The 26,584-nt window shown below is 42.4% G+C and carries 25 protein-coding genes; 3 read left to right on the top strand and 22 right to left on the bottom strand.

Annotated elements, in window-relative coordinates; all coding sequences use genetic code 11:
- Nucleotides 1–148 precede the first annotated feature (148 nt).
- The 3 genes from tatC to ilvA form a co-directional block, all read right to left on the bottom strand.
- A complete protein-coding gene (tatC, locus tag J7E37_RS14220) occupies nucleotides 149–922 on the bottom strand; it encodes a twin-arginine translocase subunit TatC (RefSeq protein WP_214740644.1) in 774 nt (257 codons plus the stop codon).
- 103 nt (nucleotides 923–1,025) lie between these two features.
- Complete coding sequence (locus tag J7E37_RS14225; RefSeq protein ID WP_192470480.1) at nucleotides 1,026–1,229, bottom strand: twin-arginine translocase TatA/TatE family subunit; 204 nt, start codon at nucleotides 1,227–1,229, stop codon at nucleotides 1,026–1,028.
- 171 nt (nucleotides 1,230–1,400) lie between these two features.
- Entirely contained in the window at nucleotides 1,401–2,669 is a 1,269-nt protein-coding gene (ilvA, locus tag J7E37_RS14230; RefSeq protein ID WP_215024609.1) for a threonine ammonia-lyase IlvA, read from the bottom strand.
- Between the two features lie 158 nt (nucleotides 2,670–2,827).
- On the opposite strand from ilvA, the gene J7E37_RS14235 reads away from it, so the two are divergent.
- The gene (locus J7E37_RS14235; RefSeq protein ID WP_041966956.1) at nucleotides 2,828–3,049 is read left to right on the top strand and encodes a hypothetical protein; all 222 of its coding nucleotides are present in this window, start codon (nucleotides 2,828–2,830) and stop codon (nucleotides 3,047–3,049) included.
- A 273-nt stretch (nucleotides 3,050–3,322) separates the two neighbouring features.
- Here J7E37_RS14235 and J7E37_RS14240 read toward each other — a convergent pair whose 3' ends face one another.
- The 17 genes from J7E37_RS14240 to J7E37_RS14320 form a co-directional block, all read right to left on the bottom strand.
- Nucleotides 3,323–4,054, bottom strand: coding sequence for a lysophospholipid acyltransferase family protein (locus J7E37_RS14240; protein WP_215024610.1), 732 nt, complete (start codon nucleotides 4,052–4,054; stop codon nucleotides 3,323–3,325).
- A gap of 156 nt (nucleotides 4,055–4,210) precedes the next feature.
- The gene (locus tag J7E37_RS14245) at nucleotides 4,211–4,696 is read right to left on the bottom strand and encodes a dihydrofolate reductase (RefSeq protein ID WP_215024613.1); all 486 of its coding nucleotides are present in this window, start codon (nucleotides 4,694–4,696) and stop codon (nucleotides 4,211–4,213) included.
- Entirely contained in the window at nucleotides 4,693–5,487 is a 795-nt protein-coding gene (locus J7E37_RS14250; protein WP_214781103.1) for a thymidylate synthase, read from the bottom strand. The genes J7E37_RS14245 and J7E37_RS14250 overlap by 4 nt, the downstream gene beginning before the upstream one ends.
- Nucleotides 5,488–5,642: 155 nt before the next feature.
- Complete coding sequence (locus tag J7E37_RS14255) at nucleotides 5,643–6,344, bottom strand: anthrax toxin lethal factor-related metalloendopeptidase (protein ID WP_215024615.1); 702 nt, start codon at nucleotides 6,342–6,344, stop codon at nucleotides 5,643–5,645.
- A 306-nt stretch (nucleotides 6,345–6,650) separates the two neighbouring features.
- Nucleotides 6,651–7,754 (bottom strand): toxic anion resistance protein, encoded by a 1,104-nt coding sequence (locus J7E37_RS14260; protein ID WP_215024617.1) that lies wholly within the window; start codon nucleotides 7,752–7,754, stop codon nucleotides 6,651–6,653.
- Nucleotides 7,755–7,758: 4 nt separating this feature from the next.
- On the bottom strand, nucleotides 7,759–9,396 hold the full coding sequence (locus J7E37_RS14265; protein ID WP_215024620.1) for a YceG family protein: 1,638 nt from the start codon (nucleotides 9,394–9,396) through the stop codon (nucleotides 7,759–7,761).
- A gap of 551 nt (nucleotides 9,397–9,947) precedes the next feature.
- Nucleotides 9,948–10,736 carry a TerC family protein gene (locus tag J7E37_RS14270; protein WP_215024622.1) on the bottom strand — a complete coding sequence of 263 codons (789 nt, stop codon included), beginning with the start codon at nucleotides 10,734–10,736 and terminating at the stop codon, nucleotides 9,948–9,950.
- 178 nt (nucleotides 10,737–10,914) lie between these two features.
- Nucleotides 10,915–11,496: a YpjP family protein gene (locus J7E37_RS14275; RefSeq protein WP_214781094.1), complete on the bottom strand. Its 582-nt coding sequence runs from the start codon at nucleotides 11,494–11,496 to the stop codon at nucleotides 10,915–10,917.
- Between the two features lie 430 nt (nucleotides 11,497–11,926).
- Entirely contained in the window at nucleotides 11,927–12,703 is a 777-nt protein-coding gene (locus J7E37_RS14280) for a class I SAM-dependent methyltransferase (RefSeq protein WP_215024624.1), read from the bottom strand.
- 131 nt (nucleotides 12,704–12,834) lie between these two features.
- Entirely contained in the window at nucleotides 12,835–13,269 is a 435-nt protein-coding gene (locus J7E37_RS14285) for a BrxA/BrxB family bacilliredoxin (protein ID WP_215024626.1), read from the bottom strand.
- A gap of 82 nt (nucleotides 13,270–13,351) precedes the next feature.
- Nucleotides 13,352–15,064 (bottom strand): dihydroxy-acid dehydratase, encoded by a 1,713-nt coding sequence (gene ilvD, locus J7E37_RS14290; RefSeq protein ID WP_215024628.1) that lies wholly within the window; start codon nucleotides 15,062–15,064, stop codon nucleotides 13,352–13,354.
- A gap of 193 nt (nucleotides 15,065–15,257) precedes the next feature.
- Complete coding sequence (locus tag J7E37_RS14295; RefSeq protein ID WP_215024630.1) at nucleotides 15,258–16,388, bottom strand: conserved virulence factor C family protein; 1,131 nt, start codon at nucleotides 16,386–16,388, stop codon at nucleotides 15,258–15,260.
- Nucleotides 16,389–16,811: 423 nt separating this feature from the next.
- Nucleotides 16,812–18,695, bottom strand: coding sequence for an ABC-F family ATP-binding cassette domain-containing protein (locus J7E37_RS14300; RefSeq protein WP_215024632.1), 1,884 nt, complete (start codon nucleotides 18,693–18,695; stop codon nucleotides 16,812–16,814).
- On the bottom strand, nucleotides 18,692–19,336 hold the full coding sequence (locus tag J7E37_RS14305) for an HD domain-containing protein (protein ID WP_215024634.1): 645 nt from the start codon (nucleotides 19,334–19,336) through the stop codon (nucleotides 18,692–18,694). The genes J7E37_RS14300 and J7E37_RS14305 overlap by 4 nt, the downstream gene beginning before the upstream one ends.
- A gap of 266 nt (nucleotides 19,337–19,602) precedes the next feature.
- The gene (locus tag J7E37_RS14310) at nucleotides 19,603–20,451 is read right to left on the bottom strand and encodes a DegV family protein (RefSeq protein WP_215024636.1); all 849 of its coding nucleotides are present in this window, start codon (nucleotides 20,449–20,451) and stop codon (nucleotides 19,603–19,605) included.
- A gap of 227 nt (nucleotides 20,452–20,678) precedes the next feature.
- Nucleotides 20,679–21,209 carry a hypothetical protein gene (locus J7E37_RS14315; protein ID WP_215024639.1) on the bottom strand — a complete coding sequence of 177 codons (531 nt, stop codon included), beginning with the start codon at nucleotides 21,207–21,209 and terminating at the stop codon, nucleotides 20,679–20,681.
- A 153-nt stretch (nucleotides 21,210–21,362) separates the two neighbouring features.
- Nucleotides 21,363–23,051 (bottom strand): formate--tetrahydrofolate ligase, encoded by a 1,689-nt coding sequence (locus J7E37_RS14320; protein WP_215024641.1) that lies wholly within the window; start codon nucleotides 23,049–23,051, stop codon nucleotides 21,363–21,365.
- 352 nt (nucleotides 23,052–23,403) lie between these two features.
- Here J7E37_RS14320 and metA point away from each other — a divergent pair, with 352 nt between their 5' ends.
- Nucleotides 23,404–24,312 carry a homoserine O-acetyltransferase MetA gene (gene metA, locus J7E37_RS14325; protein ID WP_215024643.1) on the top strand — a complete coding sequence of 303 codons (909 nt, stop codon included), beginning with the start codon at nucleotides 23,404–23,406 and terminating at the stop codon, nucleotides 24,310–24,312.
- Nucleotides 24,313–24,372: 60 nt separating this feature from the next.
- Here the strand turns inward: metA and J7E37_RS14330 are convergent, their stop codons facing one another.
- Together J7E37_RS14330 and J7E37_RS14335 are read right to left on the bottom strand one after the other, a co-directional pair.
- On the bottom strand, nucleotides 24,373–25,065 hold the full coding sequence (locus J7E37_RS14330) for an AIM24 family protein (RefSeq protein ID WP_215024644.1): 693 nt from the start codon (nucleotides 25,063–25,065) through the stop codon (nucleotides 24,373–24,375).
- Between the two features lie 12 nt (nucleotides 25,066–25,077).
- On the bottom strand, nucleotides 25,078–25,761 hold the full coding sequence (locus J7E37_RS14335; protein ID WP_215024647.1) for a class I SAM-dependent methyltransferase: 684 nt from the start codon (nucleotides 25,759–25,761) through the stop codon (nucleotides 25,078–25,080).
- Between the two features lie 122 nt (nucleotides 25,762–25,883).
- Here J7E37_RS14335 and J7E37_RS14340 point away from each other — a divergent pair, with 122 nt between their 5' ends.
- Nucleotides 25,884–26,102, top strand: a complete 219-nt coding sequence (locus J7E37_RS14340) for a DUF3892 domain-containing protein (protein WP_214736977.1) — start codon at nucleotides 25,884–25,886, stop codon at nucleotides 26,100–26,102.
- Nucleotides 26,103–26,584 lie beyond the last annotated feature (482 nt).

A 26,584-nucleotide genomic window follows, 5' to 3' on the forward strand; every position in this document is an offset into this window, starting at 1 on the left:
TATACCCGTTTGATTATATTATACCCTAAATGCTGCTCGAAATGTGTCTGTTTACGCGGATATATATAATTTTTTTTGTTATTTCGTGAGCCTGTGAATACAAAAAACGTGTGGAAGGTCCACACGTTTGAATGCGTTTTGATTCATTTTACAAGGATGATTCCTCGTCGCTTTCCTCTTCCATATCACCATATTGCTCTTGCCACTCTTTTTCCTTTTTAAGCTTCCGTTTGTAAACAAATTTAGACAAGTTTACACTGATTTCATATAAAACCAGGAGCGGAATCGTAACCAGGATATCCGACATGAAATCAGGCGGTGAAATGATGACTGAAATCACAATCAATATAAAATAAGCATATTTTCTGACCTTTACTAAAACGTAAGGATTAATGACTCCCAGGGAAGTCAAGAACATGACGACAACCGGCAATTCGAACAGCACTCCAAATGGTAGGGTCATATTCATAATAAACTTGAAATACTTTTCCGCCGTAAAGTTGGTTACAAGCATATCTCCGCTAAGTTCTACAAGGAAGTTCAATACTGTAGGAAAAATCACAAAGTAGCCGAAAGCAAGGCCAACAATGAACAGCAAGAATAAAGCCGGGATATAAGAAAGTGATATTTTCCGTTCAATCGGCCTGAGCGCTGGTTTGACAAAAAGCCAAATCTGTGTGGCCAATACAGGAATCGTACCAGCTATCGCGATGATGGTGGCAAGCATGAAGTAAATCCATACGATGTCACTTGGACCTAAGACTATTAACTTTACGTCCAAATCGCGGACAAAAAAGTTATATATATCTTTAACATAGAAAAATCCTAAGCCAAAGAAAATAATAAATGCAACTGCCGAAATGATCAGTCTGTTCCGCAGCTCATCGAGATGATCCACCAGATTTAATTCTTTATCTTCCATATAACTATCCCCTGCCAATTCCGTTTGGTGCACTTCTTGATTAAAGCCTGTCATTTACAAACCTTTTTAAGAAAAAAGGTGTAAGACAAAAGCATCTTACACCTTATTTAGTAGCTTTCGTAATTTCTTTCTTTTCTTCTTCAAATTCTTCCATAACATCACTTGTCAATTCACGAGTCGACTTCTTGAATTCGCGAAGCGTCTGGCCAAATGCACGGCCGATCTCTGGAAGCTTTTTAGGTCCAAAAATAATGAGTGCTAAGACAAGGATTAAGATTAATCCAGGAACTCCGATGTTAGATAACATATCAACATCTCCTTTTCATATTGTAAATCTACTATGATTATAGTACTTTTACTCCCCAAAGTGGAGGAATGCCGTGAAAGTTCATAAGAAATTCACAAAGGACTCCGTAATCTGACGAAGTGTGACATTTCTTATTTTATAACATCTATCCTTAATTATCTATTATAAATATTATACCAGTAAATTAAACAGCTGATTGTCCTTGTTCAATTCCATAAAGGCAAAACCTTTGTTCTCCATGCTGGCGATCAGTCTTTGATATTCATGCTTATTCTTCAATTCGATTCCGACAAGTGCTGGACCGCTTTCCTTATTATTCTTTTTTGTGTACTCAAACCTTGTGATATCATCCCCGGGTCCCAGTACATCATCGAGGAATTCGCGCAGCGCACCTGCACGCTGTGGAAAATTGACAATAAAGTAATGCAGCAAGCCCTCATGGAGAAGAGATCTTTCTTTAATCTCCTGCATCCTGCTGATATCATTGTTTCCTCCGCTAATGACACATACCACTGACTTCCCTTTTATCTCATCCCTTAGAAGATCCAGTGCTGCAATGGGCAAGGCACCTGCGGGTTCAGTCACAATTGCATGCTCATTATATAGCTCCAGGATAGAAGTACATACTTTCCCTTCAGGAACTGCAACAAGTCTATCAACATTTTCTCTGCAAATTTCATATGTCTTGCTGCCTACACATTTTACTGCAGCACCATCTACGAATGTATCGATTTCTTTTAGGGGAATAACACTATTTTCTTCAAAAGCAGCCCTCATGGATGCTGCACCGCTGGGCTCGACTCCCACTAAGGTGGTCGTCGGTGATACGCTTTTTATATATGTACTCAACCCTGCCATCAAACCTCCGCCACCAATACTGGCGAAAATAAAATCAACAGATTCCTGACAATCATTAAGAATCTCAACTGCAACAGTTCCCTGTCCAGCAATCACCTTTTCATCATCGAAAGGGTGGATGAATTCCCTTCCTTCCTGTTCAGCACATTCCCGCGCCTCCCGGTAAGAATCATCAAAGGTATCACCGACCAGGATGATGTCGACGTACTCTCGCCCAAACATTTCAACCTGGCTGATTTTTTGGCCAGGCGTTGTCGCCGGCATAAAAATTTTCCCGTTCACACCAAGCTGCCGGCAAGCATATGCTACACCTTGAGCATGATTGCCGGCACTCGCGCAAACTACACCATTATCAAGCCCTTCTTCCCATAATAACTTCATTGAATAATAAGCGCCCCTCAGCTTGAAAGAGCGGACATGCTGTAGATCCTCACGCTTCAAATAAATATCTGCTTCATATTTTTCAGATAATCGCTGGTTCAATTGCAATGGAGTGTGGGCAACAACCTCTTTGAGATGCCGATAAGCAATAAGGATATCCTCTACACTCACCCATTTTTTCTTCACTGTTTCTTGTTCCATTTTGTCACCCTCACTTTCCAAAATATTAATTTTTCCATTATAACATGAAATTTCACTATGTATTGAATTTTTTAAATATTTAAAATTTTAGGCTTTCATGTTGAATAAAATGGTAGTAAAATAACATATAATAACGAAAATACGCTGGAGGGAATGAAATGGAATTTTCATTAAACAGTTATGACGGAGCTTTACCGGTAGAGGTTACACTTGATGAGGACAACGGGCGCTACATGATTCGCAAAAGTGATACAAGCGGAGAGTACTTCAATAGTCCGCTGGAAATGGTAAAGTGGATTCGCGACAACTTTAAACCAGATGATTTTTGCATACCTGCAGAATTCACCCAAATGATGAAAAGCCTGGCACAATTCGAATAAGAACTCCATAACATCATCCAGCCATTTTCAATAAAAGCAGCCCCTGCGATAAAGAGCAGGGGCTGTTGACATTTAAATGAAGGCTGTTTTCGAAAAGATTGTCGTTAAAATCCTAAAGCTGATTCTAACGTAATATATACCATTTTGAGGTCGGTATTAAGTTTGCATGCTCTTTTCTCATAAAAAGCGCCTACTTTACGAAGAAATAAAGGTAATTCAATCCAATATTAAATTCCATAGCATAAAGTTTGAGAAAAAAGCCTTAAATGCTGATTATGAGGCAATCCGTTTTGCATTACGGCATTGGATGATTATATCCCTTATGTCTTCAGCAAGAGAAATCAGCTCTTTATCCTTATATTGCCGGCTGTAAACCGGTGGACTAATAATCACTTTTATTTTTGCAGGTTTGACAAAGCGTCCGTTTTTTTCAAATACATCAGCGGTGCCCTGGATTGAGACCGGCACGATCGGAACCCCGGAATCTTTGGCAAGACGGAAGCCTCCTGCTTTAAAAAGACCTACAGGGCCACCCTTGCTTCTCGTTCCTTCTGGAAAAATCACCAATGAATTCCCTTTCTTCAAAAGGTCCACCCCTGACATAATGGAGCCAGCCGCTTTTTCACGACTTTTTCTGTCAATAAAGACACATTCAATCGCTTCCATCCAGGAGGATAAAACCGGGACCTTCTTCACTTCAATTTTCGAAATGAAGCCAAAAGGTTTTTCAATGGACCCAATAAGAACGGGTATGTCGAAATTGCCTTCATGGTTACTGGCAAATAACACTGGTCCTTCAGGTATATGATGAAGTCCAATTACCTCCACCTCTGATCCTGTAAGTGCCATGAATGTTTTAGACCATTTTTTTGGCGTCTGATGAATCAGGTGCTTTTTAACTTCTGGTTTCAAATCTTCCGGCAATCTCTTTAATCGTGAAAGCCTGGGTATGGTGTAAACAAGATAACCACCCATATACAAAAAACACGCAATTAATCGAAGCATTGTTTCCTCCTAAGGTTATTCTGTTGTCATTATACTGGATTTAATGTTTTGAGACTATATGTAATTTGTGCAGAAATATAGATAAAGGAGGTGGAATGTTCTCATTCCACCTCCTTCTGTATACTAACAAAGCTTCTGTTAAAGTGACTGTATTTCTTACTTACGCTTATAAATCAGAAACTCATAATCGTAGGGATTTTTTTCATCCTTCGGTCCGATTTCCCTTGATTCTAGCTCCCACTTTTCGATGTCAAAAACCGGAAAAAAGGTGTCTCCTTCAAACTGATGATGGATCATGGTTAAGTACAGCTTATCCGCATCTGGCAAAACTTCCTTAAAAATCTCTGCGCCGCCAATGACGAAAATCTCTTCTTCTTTTCCCTTTGCATAAGCCATGAAATCTTGGATGGAGTTCATGACTGTGCAGCTATCCTTCTGGTAGCTTTCATCACGGGTTATGATGATATTTTCTCTCCCAGGAAGTGGCTTGCCAATTGACTCGAACGTTTTTCTTCCCATCATGATTGGGTGCCCCATCGTTACACGCTTGAAAAACTTTAAGTCTTCCGGGAGCCTCCATGGGAGCTGATTATGGTATCCGATGACCCGATTTTCATCCATTGCCCAAATTAGCGATATCATACACTGACCACCCCTTTGATATGTGGATGTGCCTCATAGTTGACCAGCTCGAAATCTTCGTATTTAAAATCAAATATTGACTTGACTTCAGGGTTGATTTTCATCTGCGGCAATGGCTTGGGATCCCGTGTGAGCTGCAGTTTAACCTGCTCCAAGTGGTTCATGTATATATGAGTATCCCCAAAAGTATGGACGAACTCGCCAGGCTCAAGGTCGCAGACATGAGCGACCATCAATGTCAGCAAGGCATAGGAAGCGATGTTGAATGGCACGCCAAGGAATACATCTGCCGACCTCTGATACAGCTGGCAGGAAAGCTTGCCATCAGCGACGTAAAACTGAAACATGCAATGGCAAGGCGGAAGGGCCATTTTATCGATTTCAGCCACATTCCAAGCATTGACAATCATTCTTCTTGAATCAGGATTGGTTTTTATAGTATGGATCAATTCCGTAATCTGGTCGACAGTTTCTCCATCCGCACCTGTCCATGATCTCCACTGACTGCCATAGACCGGTCCAAGCTCCCCTTTTTCATCTGCCCATTCATTCCATATACGCACTCCATTTTCCTGAAGGTATTTCACGTTCGTATCGCCATTCAGGAACCATAAAAGTTCATGGATGATTGATCTCAAGTGGAGTTTCTTTGTGGTGAGCAGCGGAAATCCCTCCTGGAGGTTAAAGCGCATTTGGTAGCCGAAAGTACTGATTGTTCCAGTTCCTGTACGGTCTTCTTTTTCTACCCCAGTCTTCAATACATGTTCGCAAAGTTCTAGATATTGTTTCATGAATCTCCCTGCCCTTCAAATCGTTCAATTTCTTTTTCTTATTTTAGCAAATTAATCAACAATGGTGGAAGGATATATCCTTATTTTGAATTCTCTTATTACTTTGCTGTGTGATTCCATATTTCCTGCCTAAATGCAATAAATAGGAAAAAGGCCTATTTGAGGCCTTCGATATATTGATATGTTTGCGGCGCGGCCTCCTTAAGGAGTTTGGCCGGCAGTCCGCCAATATAGAACATTGCAAAGCTTTCAGCAAAGTATTCCTCAGGGTAATCAAGGAAATAGGCACGGCCAGGGAAAAGCAGACGGCTTTCACGCTTCCAGATTTCCTGGAACCTTTCCTCGTGCCTGATTCCGTCATAAACATGGCGGTCAAGTGAGTGCGCAAATTCATGCAGCTCAAGATTGACAGAACCGTGACCCTTTCCCTTTTCACTGCTGCCAATTTTCACAAGAACGGTTCTTGATCCGCCAATCCCGGGTACCTGATCCCATGTCTTTTCAGTTGTATATCCTCTGGGAACAATCCCCTTCAAATGGCTTGCTGTTGGATTATCTGTCAAACTTCCTTCAAATAACTTCACTTTAATATTGGTGTCTACAGCTTTTTGAATCATGCTTTCCGGAAGGCTCGCAAGTCTTTTTATGATCATAGCAGCTTCTGCCTGGTCAAAATCCTTTTCCGGCAGAACAATCAATTTACCAGCAAGCCTTGCGTTATCAGGCTGGAGTGATTCATAGAGCAGGGATTGTTTAGGATATTCATATAGAAAAATGCCGTCCATATTAGCATTGGAGCTGCCGAGCATTGTAAAGGAAAGTATGATAACAACGAATATTTGATAAACCTTTCGCATTTATTATCCCCTTTCCTGAAGTGTTTTTCCGAAGATGTAAATTGAGTTGGCGAGTTGATTTTTACGAGGGAATTTCCTTATAGTAATCTACTAAAAATTATAACATATGATCGCTTGCCTGCTGGCTGAGAATTTCAGGAAGGTACTGTCGAATTTCATGATGATCGGCACTCGAGGGGCTAGGCGCTGGAGCTGGATTAAGAAAACTTCAGAGAGTTATCCACAACTCAATAACTTTAATAAATTCCTTAACCACAAAAAAACTCATCCAAAACAGTTCGGATGAGTCAATCAGGCTTGAAGCAATTATTTCTGCTTACTATTCTTAAAGTTTTTCTGTAACTCTTTTAAGCGCTGTTCCCCTTCTTCACGGAGACGCCTATTTTCTTCTTCGATTGTCTTTATTTCCTGCATTCCCTTCAGAATAATGTTGAAGCATTCCTGTATCGTCTCAATCTTGATCCCAGGTGAACCCGATAAACGGGCAACCTCAATACTTTGACCGGCAATGTTCCGGGCATTATGAACCATCATTTCATTCGTGCGCCGGCCGAGCTCTTTCATTGATTCAGCCGCTAGTTTTTGCCTTTTTGCTGCTACCGCCTGAATCAGCCCTTTTTTAAAAATTGGAATGGTGGTTATAAATGCCGAATTGATTTTGCCAATGAGCTTCGCATTCCCACCTTGAAGCAGCCTTAATTGCGGTGCAGTCTGCAGAGCGATGATTCTTGCCATTCCAAGGTCAAATATTCTGTGTTCCAGGAGCTCAATCGCATTGCGCAAGGAATCTAGTTCCATCGAAAATATTTGATCACCATTCAAAGCATTTTGTTCAAGCTGCGGAAGCTTGTTTGTTTTCAATTCATTCAGCTTCAGCTCTGCAGCCGCCACATATTTTTCAAGCAGCAGGTAATATTGGATGTTCTGTTCATACAGTCGTTCTAGCATAGTCGCTGTTTCTGCCATCTCACTCTGGTATGCAGAAATTTTCACATAGATCTGTTCCATTTCTATTCCTATCGACTGGTATTTGCTATACAGCCTATCAAGCGTCTTTTCCCGTTTCTTGAATAGCTTGCTGATCAGTCCTCCAGAGTTTTTTTCAAAATCACTTATGTCAAAACGTTCCATAACCCTGCCCAGCTGCAAAAGTAATTGTCCAAATTGCTTTACATTGTTCGTCCGCATTACAGCAAGGATTTGATCCGAAAAACGGGAGATCTCAACAGCTGGCTCCTTCCCGTATTCAAGAATTTGGATGATATCATATTCATCAATGCTCCGTGCCAGCTTCTGCACCTCGGGTTCATTTCTCATCGCCAACTGTATATCGTTAACCGCCTCTTCACTCAACAGTCCCTTCGAATTGTCCATTAACGGGCTCACATTCCGGTCGTGATTAGGATTCATCGGCTTAATCTCTCCTTAGGATTTTTAAAATGCCTTGAAAGATTACTTTTTTTATAGCGGAAGGTTCCTTTATCTCTTGTTCAAAAACAACATCATCAAGCCAGTGGGATACAAATTCGCTATCGTCGATGTAATTTTCTATATCACTTTGACCAGCCGGGTTATAAACCACTAAATCAATACCAAATTGATTTAATAACAACAGGAGGGCAGCATCTTGCCTGGTTAGCGATCCATTGAGCTGGTTGTTAAAAATGATCAGCTTAGGCACATTCTGGGAGTAATCGTATTTCTGCAGCATTTTTAAAATGAATGGCGGTATCTGCATTGACTGGTTAAACAAATAGACCTTGACATCATCCTCTTTCTCACTATTCCGCGGCTTCAGTTTTGGGTTTGCACATATATTCCTGATTGCAGAAGCAAGACCCTTTTGAAGACCTGAAGGCAGGTGGCTGTACTTCCAGTATCGGGCCCCTGTCATCTTTTCCGGATTGAGCAATCCGTCATTGTCCTGGGACTTATGATAATGGAATCGGAAATCATTGTTTGCACCCTTAGAAAATGGAAGACTTTTAACGAGATAGGTATTTTCCTGAAAAATCAATCTATGGAGGCGGTTCCAATATTCACGGCGATTACTGGAGACGCCATTAATTTTTGCAAACAAGGCAGGAACCTTAACTCTTTTGTTTTTCACTTCAAAATATGGCCTGATCATCGCCTTTTCCCTGGCAACTAAAAACAATTCATCATACGTTGTCTTCAGGGTAACGGCATCAGGTACGTATTCTCTTAACTGCCATGGTTTATAAAAAATCGTTCCATCGTAGTTTAGGAGTTTTTCAATGTCCTTTGATGCCCGGTATGCTACCGTCGAGGTTTGCTTACTCTTTTCCATTGGAAACGGCTTTGGAATACCTGTCTCCGGGAAAATATGGACAAAGGCTTTCAGCCTATCCGGCCCCGTGATCGCTAATACATCATTTCCCGCCGGTGTGAAGGTAACCAAATCGCACCCAAGTTGTATCAAAAAGTATAACAGGTACTGATGACTTTTCCTGTAGTTTCCATACCAGAGGAATGCAGGCATATCACCTTCGGGATTAGCTTTCTTTAGATGGTGATTCAAATTGTAAAAGAACCATGCTATGACATCATTAAGAATTGAAATGAACTCCTGGCTCTCAAGGCCGCCTTTTTCAGTTCTTAAATACAATTCGGTCATTTTAACAGCAGCATCCCTTATTTGTCTATTGATCATGAAGTTATCAAAGGATGGCAGTAAATTTTCTTGGTCTATGAGTGCCACAAAGCGTTTTATTGGTAAAGTTTGTTCTCCGCTAAATTTGCTAATTTTTTCGATTGATTTAAATCGAAAGTGATCAAGTGAATGATTTAGTGAAGATTCGCTTAATAAAATCAGCCCGTTCGAGTGAACATAGTCATACAATTGGTTATAATACTCATCTTCATCATGAGGAATGCCGATGAACTTGGCAGTGACCTGGCCGATATGTGTGAAGGCACCGTCTTTTTTGTAAAATGGCCGCTCTCTTGCAGTGGTTTTTATCAGGTCCAGCCAGTTGTCATATGTAACAGGCAATGGATGTATTATTATTTGGTTCACATGTGAATACATAAAATCACTTCCCGCTGAGGACGATAGACTAAAAATAATGATTCAAATTGGCTGATTATACCCATTATCATAACGTACATAGTAAAACGTCTATTTAGGCTTGTAATTGCAGTACGGACTAGTTTAACAAAAGTTTCAAGAAAGTTTATAATTCCTGGATTTCACCCTTATTCCTGTCCATGCATATAGATGAATACTTGGATCTGGAAGGTGAACTTACATGCGCTTTATTTATAAAAGAGAGCCTGTTGAAGATTTGCAGCTCGAATTGCGGAAAGTCAGCCAGGCTATGAGCTCTGGTGGTCTCGTTTTGTTTGATTTATTATTTTATTCACTTATTTTCTCCCTCTTAATCATGCCAGCAGCCTCCCCCATACTTTACTTCACAGGCATCTATTTACTCATATATGTAGTATTTGCCTGTATATTCTTATTTGTCAGGAGGGCAGCAAGAGAGCTTTCTGAGTATCACGAAAAGTAGGTTTCGCGTTCGATTGTTTTTAAATATAGAATAAAAAAAAGGAACAGACCTGCATCCGTTCCTTGTTCCATCATTGGACATTCTTTTGCTGCTCATTTACTTCAGCTTTTTTCTTGTTCAAGAAATGGACGACAAAGGTTCCTGTAAAAGTGATCAGCAACAGGATGAAGAAATAAGCATGTTCTATATGGATTCCAAAAACACCAGCCAGCATTTTTGCGGAAATGATAAAAATCAGGATGTAGGCAGTCGTCTCCAGTTCTGGAATACGCTCAATCAATCTAAGGAATACTCCCGCAACTCCTCTCATCATCAAGACACCCAGCATACCGCCAAGAAGCAATACCCACACTTCCTCACTGATGCCCAAAGCTGCCAGAACGCTGTCCACAGAGAATGCAATATCCATTAATTCCACTGCGGCAACCGTACCCCAAAATGTACCAAACAACCGGATCAGAAGGCCGCTCTGATTGATTCCAGCAACTTCCCCGCTATCCCGATTCTCACTTTTTTTCTTTTCGATAAAGTATTTGATTGCCAGCCAGGCCAAATAACCAGCGCCAATCACTTTAACCCACCAGAACTCGATTAAATATACACCTATCCCAATTGCGATGAACCTGAACGCATATGCACCAAGCAGTCCATAGAATAAAGCTCTTTTTCTCTGTTTCTCTGGCAAATGTTTCACCATCACAGCCAGCACTAAGGCGTTATCAGCAGATAAAAGCCCTTCAAGGATGACGAGTGTCCCGATCAGCCCCCAGCTGACAGGGTCAGTTAAAACCTCGACCCACATATCCCAATTAAAAAACTGGACATAAGTATCAACAAACCCTTGCAGTATGTCTGCCATTCTAGATGTTCCTCCCATTTTTTGGTTCTTAGGCTGTATAGAAAAACCCAGCATGAGCCGGGCCTCTATAAAAACTTATTTCGTTTTTCTTTATTTAAGTCCTAAATCAGCCAAAATAAATGAGATTCTCACATTTTTATTGATCAACACAGCTTTTGGAATCCTTCGATTCTTATCTTCAGCTTTTCCACTTAGGCGGAGTATTCTTCGCCCAAAATATTTTTCCTAGCTCATAATGGGTCTGGAAATCATCATGATAAGTATGGTAATGGAAGTTAAACCAGAAACCATCCTTCGGCGGCTGGTCTCTCCTTACGTGGAAACGGATAATGTCCTTGCCATTGTCTCCGGTGATATGGAATATCTTCTCCGACTCACCGCCGCCAGGCATTTCTGTGATACGGAGAGAATTCAGCTTTTCACCAGGATACTGGAAAGCTACCGTTTCAATCGCCATTTCAATGTTTGGCAAAATACTTTGCCTGAATTCATCTTCAATTACAGGACCAATTTTTGTTCCGAATTTCTGGAAAGATTGTTGTTCGGCTTCTCTCATTGCTCTGTCAATGAACAGGTCCCTCTCCGCTTCCTCATCTTCGGGTACATCAAGTGAATCAATGAAACTTGTTTCGGCAGAGGTTGACTTTTCTGATCTTTCAGCTGTAGTTGTCAGGAACCCATTCACCTGGGCAGGAGACACCATCCCAAAAGTGACAATGGAAATCATGACAACGAGCGATTTAAGCAGCCATGCGGGCATGTGGATCACATCCTTATGTAAATAAGAAATAATTAAGCTTTAAATAGCATTTGTCTAAAAAAATTATGCGTTGAATTCACCTGAATTGGTGATAATATATAAAATTTGCTTAAGGATATTATAACTTGTTTATACGTAAAATTGGGCAAAGGGTTTCAGATTTTTCAAAAATGGTAATAAGGAAATAGTAGATGCTTCATTACTGATAGTGAAAAAGGGAGGTCAATAATATGGAGATGACATGGATCGTCGTAGCAGCCAGCTTTTTGATGCTTGCTTATTTTGTCTATTTGGCAATTGCGGATTAAGTCGTAATTGAAATGCGGTGGAAGGTAAGGCATTATTTTTTGGCACGGAGAGATATTGGCTTCTCATTGTTTCAATAATGGGTGGAAGAATTCGTTACATACAAAAAGAATGAGGTGATTCCTCATTCTTTTTCTATGGCTCCGAAATGGAATTTTGCTGTTTTTCTTCTGTATACATTAAAGCCATACTCATCAAATCGCCCGCTTCGGAAATGGTCTTTCAGAACTACTCGTTTCCTGGCAACACGTTTCGCATGATCAATAACTTCTTGTGTAAGTCCATCATATACAGCGAAGTGAGTCAGGCCCCTGATTCCATCTGACTCTAATATCGATTCATCGAACATTGGGTCAAAATATACACAATCTACGCTTTTATCTCCCTGCAACTTGAGGAACTCCAGTGAATAATCTTGCATGACTGTTATTTTGGCCATCGACTTATTGATGGCTTCATATCCTGAATCCCATGCTTTGAGTCCAGTTTTAACCAAATATGCGAGCTCTTGTCTTGCTTCAATACCTGTGACAGATCCTGACTCACCTACCACAAAGCTCGCAACGATACTATCTGAAGCCAGACCGAGCGAACAATCAAGAAAACTCATCCCTTCCTGCAGTTTTGCTGCATCTATGAGAGGATCATTTTCCCCTTTCATTAACCGTTTGATTCGGAACATAGCGGAATTCGGATGGAAAAAGAAAGGCTCCTCAGCTCCCAGCGGGAAAAGTTCAAGACGGTCTTTGCCAACTACCAGGCAATCATCCTTCACGATTTCCTGGATACCTGACACTGACCTTTTTTTCCTGGGTATGAAATCCACATTAAGCTCCAGGGCTATGGCTCTAGCTTTTGCGGTCATACTCTCATTTGTCCTGCCTGCTGTTGTCACAAACATGCCCTAAACCCCCTGACACCTATCTGCATACAAACAAAAAGGACGTCAATAGACATCCTTTTCGAATACTTTAAGCAATACAGTTTGGTATGCTCACTTAATATTGTCCTGCTTTTGAAAATAAACACATCCTAGCAATGGGAATCAAAAGCAGAAGTTAAGTTATCCATGATTGCTTCCATCGGCTGACCTTCGATATCATGGCGAGGAATGAAGTGAACAACTTCTTTTCCTTTTAACAATGCCATTGATGGTGAAGATGGCTCAAGACCTGTGAAGTACTCACGCATTTTGGCAGTTGCTTCTTTGTCCTGGCCAGCAAAAACAGTCACAAGATGATCAGGTTTCTTCCCGCTTCGCAAGATTGCTTGAGTTGCTGACGGACGAGCCAGGCCGGCAGCACAGCCACAGACAGAGTTGACTACGACAAGTGTTGTTCCCTCTGCATTTTCCATGAATTCTTCGACTTCAGCCGCGGTAAGCAGTTCTTTGAAATCCGCACGTGTCAATTCTTCACGCATCGGCTTTACCATTTGTCTCATATATTCTTCATATGCCATTGACATAAATAAATCCCTCCCAAACAATAGTTTGCAGTGTTAGCATACTATATTATTTATACCAAACGCAATAAAAGAACGTCTCACACTAGGAATGTACGGGCTTTTGAGCTGTCTTTCCTTCAAAATGATCCGTTACAGCTCCTTTGGAGGAACAAGATACAAGTCTGGCGTATTTAGCAAGTGCCCCTCTGGAAGGAAGTGATGGCGGTGTCCAGGTTTGCCCGCGGGCAGCCAGCTCTTCTTCGTTCAACGCAACTGAGATCAGCCTTTGTTCACTATCAACAGTTATCATGTCCCCATCTTTTATCAATGCAATCGGACCGCCAACCTGTGCTTCAGGGGCAATATGGCCAATGACCAGTCCATGACTTCCTCCCGAGAATCTTCCATCTGTCAGCAATGCAACACTTTCTCCAAGGCCTTTTCCTACAAGTATCGCTGATAAGCTCAGCATCTCAGGCATGCCCGGGCCTCCTTTTGGTCCCTCATAACGAATGACCAATACGTCTCCAGCGACAATTTCATCAGACATCACGGCTTTGGATGCAGACTCCTCATCATCAAAAACCTTGGCCGGACCCGTCATGGCCTTCACCTTCAAGCCGGATACTTTCGCTACTGCGCCGTCTGGTGCAAGATTTCCTTTTAAAACAATGAGTGGGCCGTCCTTTCTAAATGGCTGAGCTGCAGGCCGGATAACTTTTTGGCCAGGTTTTAAGTCTGGAAAATCCTTAAGATTCTCTTCAAGTGTTTTTCCCGTAACTGTGAGGCATTCACCGTGCAGCATCCCCTCTTCTAAAAGGAGTTTCATGACTGCCGGAACCCCGCCAGCTTCAAAAAGGTCCTGCATGACATATTTGCCGCTTGGCTTTAAGTCAGCAAGATGGGGGACTCTTGCCTGGATCCTGTTGAAATCATCCAGCGTCAGGTCGACTTCAGCAGCATGTGCTATTGCCATTAAATGAAGAACGGCATTTGTAGATCCCCCGAGAGCCATTACGACTGTAATAGCATTCTCAAAGGCTTCCTTCGTTAGTATCTGTCTTGGGCGAATATCCTGCTCCAGCATCTGATAGACTACTTCTCCTGCTTTATAGCAATCTTCACGCTTTTCATCCGTTTCCGCCGGATGTGATGAACTTCCCGGCAGGCTCATCCCAAGGGCCTCGATTGCGCTGGCCATTGTATTCGCTGTGTACATCCCTCCACATGAACCCGATCCCGGGCAAGCTTGACATTCAATCTTATGAAGTTGTTCTTCACCGATCGCACCCTTGTTATATTGGCCAACACCTTCGAATGCAGACACTATGTCAATGTCCCGATCATCAAGCTTGCCTGGCTTGATCGTGCCTCCATAAACAAAAACAGAAGGAAGGTCCATTCTGGCAATAGCCATCATGCAGCCAGGCATATTTTTATCACAGCCGCCTATTGCGACGAAACCATCCAGGCTCTCTCCCTGGACCACTGTTTCAATCGAGTCAGCAATTAAGTCACGACTTGGGAGCGAATAGCGCATGCCGTCTGTCCCCATTGATATTCCATCTGATACAGTGATCGTGTTGAAAATCAGCGGCGCCCCACCTGCCGCCCTTGCACCCTCTTTTGCTTTCACAGCCAGCTTATCAATATGTATATTACAAGGAGTAACCTCGCTCCAGGTACTCGCTATTCCGATCATCGGCTTCTTGAAATCCTCGTCACCGAATCCTACCGCCCGAAGCATGGCCCTGTTCGGCGCCTTTCTGGCATCATCACTAAACACATGGCTCTTTATTCTTAAATCTTTTTTCAAAGTATGTCCCTCCCAATTTTTTATTCACTACGATACCGCTTTTTCGGAACATTTGCAATAATAATCTAAATATTTTAATTATTAAAAATAAGTAAGCGGATACATTTTCTCATTACAGAGTGAAATTCATTTTTCCATAGAAAAAAGACACCCCGGACATAAAGATGAACATCCCGGGTGTCTTGATAATCTTTTATTGTTTCCTGGCTTCCGTCATCTGTTTCCAGACTGAGCCTTTTGCTTCCTCGCCAAGCTCGATACGGGCAATTGCCAGTTTCACCTGCATGCTTACTTCAAATTCCGGGTCATCTTCAGCACCTTTTAAAGATGGCAATGCGCTTTCATTTCCAACTTCATAAAGGAACATCGCTGCTCGCCAGCGGACAAGCTTACTTGGGTCCTTGAGTGCTTCCATCATTTCGTCCATCGCTTCCGTGAAACCAAGGTCTGATAAGCAGTCACCCGCTGTCCTGCGAACGGTAACGGTTTTGTCGTTTAAGGCTTTGTACAGCAAAGGCAGCACCTTTTTGTCCTCAATCATTCCTAAGTATACGGTGGCCAACCGGCGTATGGATGCTTTATCATCCTGTAAAGCTTTTTCAAGCACCGGCAGATCGTCTATTGTCGGATCTTCCATTTGCTCAAGAAGCTGGTATCTTATCCGCCAATCCTGATTTTCCAAATCCGCTTCTGTTATCCTGATTTTTTTCTTTGCCGCTCTTAACTGAGCTTCCTGACCGGGATTTTTAGCCAGCTTTACAAGCTCCTCCAGCCTCTCAGGAGGATATGCCGCTAAAAGCTCTTCCACAACATCATTTCCTACCTGATCGAATTCCCCGTACCGTACTCCGAGTTCTTTCCACCTGCGGACCATGACAACGTTATCCTCCGGAGATTGTACCTCCCCTACTTTTTTCACGAAAGTTTCTGGCAGTCCATACCGCTTCTCTTCAGTGCCGTCAGTAAGCTTCACCTGCATGGGAATCCCCTTATATACTTGCACAAGGACTTTTACTTCCCCAAAATGCTCATTGATTTCAGGTTCATCGTCCCCTGATTCCTCTGCATCTTCTCCGAACGCTTTCCTGACCTCAGGAAGAATCACCTTCCAGTCATACTTGGCATTTCTTTCGACTGCCAGGAAATCTGCAACATGATAAACCCCTTTTACCCCTTCAATATCCAATATGTTCAATACGACTTCCGGTGCCCCGGCCGCTGAATCCTTTTTATAGTTAGTGCTCTTGCCCATAGGAAGTTCTTCATCCAGATTGATCTTCATCGTATTCGGGCTCGGCGTTGGTTCTATTGATACAATTTTCACATTCCCACCCCTTTATATTTTTCAGGAAGGCTCTTTTCGCAAACTTTGTTGCTTTCTTAACCAAAAGTAAAAACCGGCACCTGGGTTTTTACGAGAACTAAAGCAATCTTCATCCAGCAATCTCCTCGAAAAGAGCCCCGACACCTTTTTAATGTGTTTTAAAACATGTACGAAAAGCAACAATCAATGCGACAACATCCTTCAGGATGAAGCCATTTTAACATAATGAAGGATAGATAGCATTTCGGAGCCCCTCTGACCTAAGCCGTCCTTGGTTCAGACAGCTTTACCTTTTTTTCTGAACCTGTCCGAAGTTGCTTTGACTTGTGACAGCTTTTCCTCTTTTCCCGCTGAACCTGTCTGATGGTGCTATGACTTCATATAAGTTTAAGACAGAAAAAATAAGACCTGGTTTCCCGGGCCTTATTCGTTTTCTGCGAGCTCGGATAAATAGCTCCATCTTTCAATTAGATACTCTAATTGCTCATTCAATTCTTTCTCTTCATTTACCAGGGCCTGGCCCTTTTCAAAATCACTCCCGATATTGGCCATTTCTGCCTGGACCTCTTCAAGGCGCGTTTCTGTACCTGCAATATTATCCTCAATTTCTGCCCATTCTTTTTGCTCTTTGAAGGATAGTTTCTTTTTCTTTGGCTTTTCTGTCTGGTCTACTCGTTCCTTCTTCGGTACCGACGTAGCTGCTTCTGGTTTCGGTTTCTTTTCAAGGTATTCGGAGTAGTTGCCGTAATGCAGATCTGTCTGCCCATTTCCTTCCAGTACAAGCAGCAAATCTACGACCTTATCAAGGAAATAACGATCATGGGATACCGTAATGACGACACCCGGGAATTCTTCCAGATAATCTTCCAGTACTGTTAATGTCTGTGTATCCAAATCATTTGTCGGCTCATCAAGGAGCAGGACATTTGGTTCTTCCATTAACAGTTTTAACAAGTATAGTCTGCGTTTTTCGCCACCGGAAAGCTTTCTGATAGGAGTTCCATGTGCATAAGGCGGAAACAGGAATCTCTCTAGCATTTGTGCAGCGGAAATGGTCTTGCCGTCAGTCGTATGGACTATATCCGCGGTCTCTTTCAGGTATTCTATTACCCGCTTATTTTCGTCCAAATCTTCATTTTCTTGAGTATAGTAAGCGATCTTTACGGTTTGTCCGGTAATGATTTCACCATCATCAAGCTTGATCCTGCCTGCGAGTATATTCAGCAAAGTTGATTTGCCTGTCCCGTTCCGGCCGATGATTCCCAGTCTGTCTCCAGGTTTCACAAGCAGATTGAAGTTGTCGAGTATTACTTTGTCTTCATATTTTTTGGTTGCATCCTTCAGTTCAAGCACCTGTTTGCCCAGCCTGCTGCCACTTAAAGAGATATCGAGTTTCTCTGAGGACTTAACATTAGAGACTTCATCATCCAGTTTGTCAAAGCGCTGTATGCGGGCCTTCTGTTTAGTTGTCCTCGCCTTTGCTCCGCGCCTGATCCACTCGAGTTCCTGTCTAAACAAGTTCTTCTTCTTTTCAAGTGTTGCCGCTTCGTTTTCCTCGCGGATCGCCTTGGCTTCGAGGAAGCTGGCATAGTTGCCTTTATAGCTGTACAGATTCCCTCCGTCAAGTTCAAAAATCCTATTCGTGACTCTATCAAGGAAATAGCGATCATGGGTGACGAGCAGAAGCGATCCCGAGTATCTGGAAAGATAGTCTTCAAGCCATTTTACCGTCTCGTAATCAAGATGGTTTGTCGGCTCATCCAGAATCAGCAAGTCTGGAGCTTCAATCAAAACCTGAGCGAGTGCGACACGCTTCTTCTGCCCACCTGAAAGCTCCCCCATTTTTTTGGTGAAGTCAGAAATCCCAAGCTGCATGAGAATGGATTTTGCGGCAGTATTGGCATCCCAGCCATCTGAACTATCCATTCTCCGCTGCAACTCATAAAATCTTTCCTGAAGCCCTGAATCATCAGGTTTTCTGCTTAATTCAGATAAAATAATCTCATAGTCCCTCATCAGCTTCAGGATTGGCGCCTCCCCGCTGAAAACCTGATCAAGTACTGTTTTATCATGTTCCATTTCAGGCTGTTGGGATAAAAATGAGATTTTATAGTCTTTTGCAAAGATTAAATCTCCAGAATCCGGCTGGTCGATCCCAGCCACAATCCGGAGTAAAGAAGACTTGCCTGTTCCATTCACACCAATCAGACCAACTCTTTCACGCTCGCCAATCGTAAATGAAATCCCATTGAAAAGCTCTTTTTCTCCGTATGTTTTTGTCACGTTTTCAATCGTGATCATTTTCATGCCTTACCATTCCATTCACTATAAAATTGTTCAAGGAAAGTTTCCATGAAACTATGTCTTTCCTCTGCAAGTTGTTTCGCATGAACAGTATTCATTTTATCTTTAAGCTTTAAAAGCTTCTCATAAAAATGATTGACCGAAGAACTGGTGCCATTCCTGTATTCCTCAAACGTCATTTCCCCCCTGACATCCAGGTCAGGCTCGTAGATCGGGTGGCCTTTTTTACCGCCAAAGGCAAATGTCCTTGCAATCCCGATCGCACCAAGGGCATCGAGGCGGTCGGCATCCTGGACAATCTTCGCTTCAATACTATTAAGCTCGATCACCCTGCCGCCTTTATAGGAAACTGTTTCAATACAACTCTTTATTCTTGATGAGGTTTCACTATCTAATTGTATGCTTTGTAAAAATGAATCAAGTTTCATCCATCCGGCTTCTTCTGATTCATTCAATTTATCATCTGGAATGTCGTGGAGCAAGGCGGCCATTTCTATGATGAACCAGTCACCCTGCTGTTCTTTGCTCCATATAAGTCGGGCATTCTTCCTGACCCTGTCAATATGGTGCCAATCATGCCCGGAAGAATCCTTGCCAAGTTCAGCTTTGACAAACTCCACTGCCATTGCTAATTTACCTCTCATATCCTGCACCTACTTTCCTACCGAACTTATTTTACCATAGAAATTGGTTTATGGCGGCTGGGTTAATTGGGAATTGAAATATTGAATTCGACAAATCTTTCTTGGTTGGAATGTTAGTCCTTTTATTGTCCCCCGTTGACCTTTAGAAACATTTTTAGGATATCTTCCCGTTTCCGCCTATGTTTTTTCAGATAGAGCCTTCCTACCCTGTTTTGATTGCATCGGAGTAGTTGTTTAAGTAATAAAAAAAGTGCCAATTTGGCACCTTATGCATCTGCGTTATTCCAGCTGATTCCGATTGTATGTTCACCTGCATGGACGCCGATCACGGCTCCAATCGGACAGCTGAGGAAAGTGATCTCAGGAAATATTGCCTCCAGCTCTCTTTGCCATTCATCAGCAACCTCCTTATGAAGGCCATAGAGAATGTACACTTCCTTAATTCCGTATTTCTCGTTAGACTGGGTCAAATAATCAAATATTTTCTCGCGTGCCTTTTTATCGCTGCGGACCTTTTCCTTGGTATTCAATGCGCCATCTTCAATACTGATGATTGGTTTGATATTCAGCATGCTTCCAAGATAAAATTGCATCCCCGACATACGGCCGCTTCGGTGAAGCTGTTCCAGGCTTCCTATCATCACATAGGTTTCATTGGACTCCCGAATGGTTTCCAGCTTCTCTTTGATTTCCTCGATTGTTGCCCCCTGTTCAGCCAACGCAATTCCTTTTTTCAATTGGGCTGTTAATGGATATGTGAGAACTTTAGAATCAAAGGTTATGACAGGAATATTGACGGCTTGGGCAGCCTGTAAACTTGAGGCGACTGTCCCGCTCAGCTTGGATGAGATCAGGACAGAAAAGACGAGATCATAGTCTTTCTCAAGCTTCTCATATAGTTCCATAAAGACACCAACAGGCGGCTGCGAGGTTTTCGGCGCCGTTTTCACGGTCTTTAATTTTTTATATAGTTCTTCTGCAGTCAGATCTTTTCCATCAAGATACTCAACATCATCCAATACAATAGTCATCGGTACTTGATATACATCAGGATGATTTTTCAACTCCTCATCCAGGTAGGCTGTACTGTCAGTAACCCAGGCGATTTTTTTCAAATAAACTCCCCCTATTTCATTTTTCCATTTTAATAGTATGATGGTTTGCAGATGCCAACCCATTCCCCTGTATCAATCGTACAGAGAATCCTAACCTTAAAAGGGCTGATATGCTTGTCCTAACAATGGGTGCTTCCAGCAATAGCAGAATTATAGAGAACCCCTTTGTTAATAGATTATTCTGAAAACAACACAGAAATTCCTGCCTTAAAGACAGGAATTATTATTCAATCAATAATTTTTTTTAATTTTTCCAGTGAAGTTATCATATAATCGACCATTTCTGACAAGTCGTCGATCTGTTCTTCGAAAACAAGGCGATTAAAGGAAACCTTCACCTGACTTTGAATGAGTGATTTCTTTTCCAAAGGGTCGATCATGGCGGTCTGCACAATCGCCCGGTCCCTTCCCCAAATCCCCACCAGTGCTTTCTGAACTTCATTAAAAACATTCATTTCGTTTCTATGTAAAAGCGTGAATGAAATACCTACTATACAACCTGCAAGCTGTTTGGCATTCTCGTTTTGCAATAGTTCAGCAGAGAGGTTCTCCAACCCGGCCTCGATGGTCATGTTTGCCGACAAGAGCCCCTGTTCATATCCTTTTTTTGCGAATGAAATTTCGTATTTACGCGACAACTTGGCGGCATTGATCCAGTCATTGCGGTCAATGACAATAATTTCCCCGCTCAAATCCCTGTCATATATATCGCCTTCAATGACGACTTTGATGTTTTCAAAAGCTGTCGGGTCAAACAAAGCTTCCACTCCTTTTACCAATCATAATTCTGCCCTTTACAAAAATAAAAAATGGCCAGTCCAATGTACAGCATTATGTCAGACGCAAGATAGAAAAAACAATCACACGTCGACACTATGACTGCCAGGACTGACCAAAATGTTTTCTTTTACTTAGAACAATCCAACAGCGTTGCCCTCTTCATCGACATCCATATTCAATGCTGCCGGAAGCTTTGGCAAGCCAGGCATTGTCATGACTTCGCCTGTCAATGCGACGATGAATCCCGCTCCAACTGACGGCTTAAGTTCCCTGACTGTAATAGTGAAGCCTGATGGCCTTCCAAGTTTTTGCGGATCATCAGACAATGAATATTGTGTTTTAGCCATGCAGACAGGCAGCACACCCCAGCCAAAACCTTCAAAGTCAACAAGCTGCTTCTTGGCTTTCGGCGAAAATTCGACTCCATCCGCACCATAAACCTGACGGGCAATCGTATTGATTTTATCCTCGAGTGAATCGGACAAGTCATAAAGGTGGGCAAATGTGTTTTCGCTTTTTTCAATTACATCAAGAAGCTTCTCCGCAAGCTCCACTCCGCCGGCGCCGCCCTTTTCCCAAACTTCCGTCAAGGCAACCGGGATCCCAGCATTCTCGCACAGCTCTCTCAATGTATTTGTTTCTAGTTCCGTATCTGTAATGAATCGATTGATTGCAACAACATATGGCAAACCAAAGCTTGAAATCGTCTCAATATGCTTTTTAAGGTTCGTGAATCCATCCCTTAATGCTTTCACGTCTTCTCTGACCAATTCCGTTTTCTTCATTCCGCCATGCATCTTCAGTGCGCGTATAGTCGCTACAATAACAACAGCTGACGGATCAATTCCTGCTGTTCTTGCTTTAATATTCAAGAATTTCTCTGCTCCAAGATCGGCACCGAACCCTGCTTCCGTAACGACGAAATCAGCAAGCTTGGATGCAGCCTCGGTGGCGATGACACTATTGCACCCGTGTGCGATATTCGCAAATGGACCACCATGGATCAATGCCGGAGTATGTTCAATCGTCTGGACAAGATTTGGCTTGACTGCTTCCTTCAATAAAAGCGTCAAAGCCCCTTCTACTCCTAGATCACCCACAGTGACAGGCTGCTTGTCATAATTATAAGCAACAACCATTTTTGAAAGACGCAGTTTCAAATCCTTCAGGTCACTTGCAAGGCAAAGGACAGCCATGATTTCAGAAGCAACCGTAATATCGAAGCCGTCTTCACGAGGAACTCCCTGCATTGGCCCGCCAAGTCCGACGATAACCTTCCTCAATGCACGATCATTCAAGTCGAGAGCCCGCTTCCAAACTATCCTGCGCTGATCAATATTAAGGTTGTTTCCCTGCTGCATATGGTTATCAATCAATGCAGCCAGCGCATTATTCGCTGTTGTAATCGCATGCAGGTCACCCGTGAAGTGAAGATTGATATCCTCCATCGGAAGCACCTGTGCGAAACCTCCGCCTGTTGCACCGCCTTTGATTCCCATAGTAGGTCCCAAAGAAGGCTCACGCATAGCAATCATTGTTTTTTTACCAAGCTTGTTCAACGCATCTGCAAGTCCGACTGTAACAGTTGATTTCCCTTCCCCTGCAGGAGTAGGATTGATCGCAGTAACAAGTACGACCTTGCCGCTTTCTTTTGTTTTTAATTTAGCTAAAGCTTCTGACGAAAGCTTCGCCTTATACTTTCCGAACAGCTCAATATCATCGGCGTCCAGGCCAATGTTCGCTGCAATATCAACAATCGGTTTCATTTTACTATCACGAGCAATTTCAATATCTGACTTAACTTGAATATTTGTTTCCATTTCCATTCCCCCCAGATATTCTCTATATGCTTACCAACTTATATTTTACCATCAGAGAAATACTATCAGACAAAAAATATTTATTTGTCATAAAATTTCCTCTTTAGCCAATTGCTCCACGAAAGAATTCAGACTATAATAAAAATTATTGATTTTAGTTTACTAAGGCTCTTTTCAAAAACTTTGTTACTTTTTCAAACAAAAGTAAAAACCGCCACATGGGTTTTTGTGAGTATAGATGCAATCATTATACAGAAGTCTCCATGAAAAGAGCCCCGATACCTTTACTAATACGGTTATTAGAACATGTACGATTGCGAAAAACAGCATTTACCAAAGGGGAGGTTATACTTTGCCAATAAAAATCCCGCTGCACTTGCCAGCGAAAGAAATACTGGAAAAAGAAAATATATTTATCATGGACGACAGCCGAGCTGCAAAACAGGATATCCGGCCGTTGAATATATTGATCCTGAATCTCATGCCCGAAAAAGAAAAAACAGAGAGACAGCTGCTGAGACTGCTTGGAAATACACCACTCCAGGTGAACATAACATTTTTAAAAACCGCTACATACGATTCAAAAAATACATCACAATATCATCTGGAAGAGTTTTACCAAACCTTTACCGAAGTAAAAGAAAAGAAATATGACGGCATGATCATCACCGGTGCACCAATCGAGCTGATGGAATTTGAGGAAGTACATTACTGGGACGAACTGAAGGACATCCTCAACTGGACAGAGCAGAACGTCACTTCCACTTTGCATATATGCTGGGGAGCACAGGCTGCTTTATACCATCATTTTGGCATCAAAAAGTATGCCCTGCAGAGAAAGTGCTCAGGCGTGTTCAACCATAGAGTTCTTGACCATACCGAAAAAATCTTAAGAGGATTCGACGATGAATTTATTGCTCCGCATTCGAGAAATACGGATATCTCTGAAGAATCATTGCAAGATCATCCTGATTTGAAGCTGCTGGCTTCATCAGAAGAAGCCGGCGCTCTGATTATTTCCAGCAGAGACAGCAGGAAAATCATGATTACCGGCCACCTTGAATACGAAGCTGCAACACTCGCAGAAGAATACTTAAGAGATAAGGAAAAAGGGATTGAAATCGAAGTGCCTGAGAATTATTTCCCTAATGATAATCCTGAAAACAAACCGGTCAACCGCTGGAGGTCACATGCCCATTTGTTCTTCTCCAATTGGCTGAACTATTATGTATACCAGGCTACACCATATGAATGGGATTAAGAAAAGGCATCGACGGAGTCGATGCCTTTCTTCATTTCGGATCTATTTCCGGCTCTTCTATTAACTTTGCGGAGCGTAATAAACTTCTTCAAAAGGCTGGACGACAACGAAGCCTTCTCCACTGAATTTCATCTGAATGGATTCGCCGCTTCCACGGCCAAGGAACGTTTTGAACGAAATATCTGTTACGAATTCCGGCTGGAGATTTCCAGACCAGGCTACTGTTGCATTCGGGTCTGTATAAACCGGATTATCCGGGCTGACAAGCAGGGTCAGCGGTTCATAATGGGATGTGATCGCTACCATGCCCGTACCCTCGAGGCGGACATTGAACAATCCGCCGGACAGCATTCCGGCGACCCGGCGCATCAACTTGATATCCCAGCTAATGGAAGGCTCGAATGCCAACAGGTCATTGCCGTTTACGAAAATGGCTTCGTTTTGCAAATGCAAGATTGATATTTTCTTTCCCTGATCAGCAAGATAAAGCTTTCCATTTCCATTTGCCTTCATTAGTGAAGCACCTTCCCCCGTTAACGCCTTTTTGAACATCTTGCCGATCCCATGTTCAAGCACTCCCTCGCGCTCAAACTTGATCTGGCCGCGATAGGAAACCATCGCTCCTGCTTTCGACCATACCCGGCCATTCAAATTGATTTCCAGCATTCTCGGTGTTTCCAGCTCAAATAGCCCTTCCCCTTTATCCTGCTGCTTTGTGTTGTTCACAAACTCCTCAATTGAATACCGACTCATTATACTGCCTCCTTATTTTAAAACCTGGAACATGAAAACCCACATAAATGATAGTGCTTGCTGCAGTTCTGCTGGCAATGAACCATGCGGCACCTGCTCTGCCGCTTTTTTAAATACTCCGAACTCACCTGCTTTTCTCCAGCCATTTTCCAGAGCCAGCTTTTCCAGCTCCCATGGCATGATTGTGTTGCAGATTACCTCTTCTCCATACAATCTTCTGAAGCTATTTGTCCTTGGGCCTGCAGTTGGACCGAGTATGCCTATGCAGGCATATCCATTCGGTTTGAGGATGCGTCCCATTTCTTTTATAGACTCATACGGAAGGCTCGTCCATTCTATTGAATTAATCGCCATAACCGCATCGAAATAGTTATCAGGGCTTCCGCAATCCGATAGACTTCCCTTGTTGAAAAAACAGTGCTCATTCCTTGGATTCAGCCTGGCTCTTTCAAGCATCTCCTCAGACACGTCAATTCCGGTCACATTATAGCCTGCTTCCGCCAACTTTTCCGAACCTGTTCCATCTCCGCAGCCTAAATCACAAATAAGGGAACCCTCCGGAACAAATTGCTTGATGAATGGCACGATATCCTTTCGGCTTCCAGATTCCCACATCCCCCTGCTCCTGGAATTCCACGAGGGGGCCATACTGTCCCACTGTTTTTCAGATTCCATTTTCCAGTCAAATGTATCCATTAGCTCACCTGCCTAGTTTTTATTTCCTATAATAGTTATTTCGTTACGCATAAGGGAATTCCTCTTAAGTTTATTTTTACAGAAAAAGTGCAAGACTAGGAGGTGTGAAAGGAGAGATTATATTGGAACAAGAACAATTGGTTGCCATACATAAAAATAACGCTGGTGAAATCATCAGTTTCCAGACATCGAGCGGAAGGATCATATCTTACCGTAAGGCACTGATGGAAGTTAATACAGGAACAATTACAGGCGTAAATATCAATGAGGGTGCAGATGGAAATAATTCCTTAGCTTCAGCTGATGGAACAGGCTTTGAACAATTTCCCGATATTTATTAAAAAACGAATAAACCACCTGACAGCATTGTCAGGTGGTTTGTATATATAGAAAAGGACGGAAGTAAACCTATAAATTTATGTAAGAAGGAGTAGGCTGCTGCAATCGTAACCTTATGCAGGGGGTTCCCTTCTATAAGGGCACGATTCGGCTTTTATCGTAACCTTATGCAGGGGGTTCATCTTCTTTAAGGGCACAATTTGGCTTTAATCGTAACCTTATGCAGGGGGGTCACCTTCTATAAGGGCACGATTCAGCTTTTATCGTAACCTTATGCAGGGGGGTCACCTTCTATAAGGGCACGATTCGGCTTTTATCGTAACCTTATGCAGGGAGGTCACCTTCTATAAGGGCACGATTTGGCTTTAATCGTAACCTTATGCAGGGTGACCACCTTCCATAAGGGTACATTTAATTAATGAATTACCATTACCAACTTCCAGTATTAACACCTTCCAAAAAATAAGACAAGCTCGTTTCCATT

Source organism: Bacillus sp. ISL-39, assembly GCF_018613295.1.
Classification (GTDB): domain Bacteria; phylum Bacillota; class Bacilli; order Bacillales; family Cytobacillaceae; genus Mesobacillus.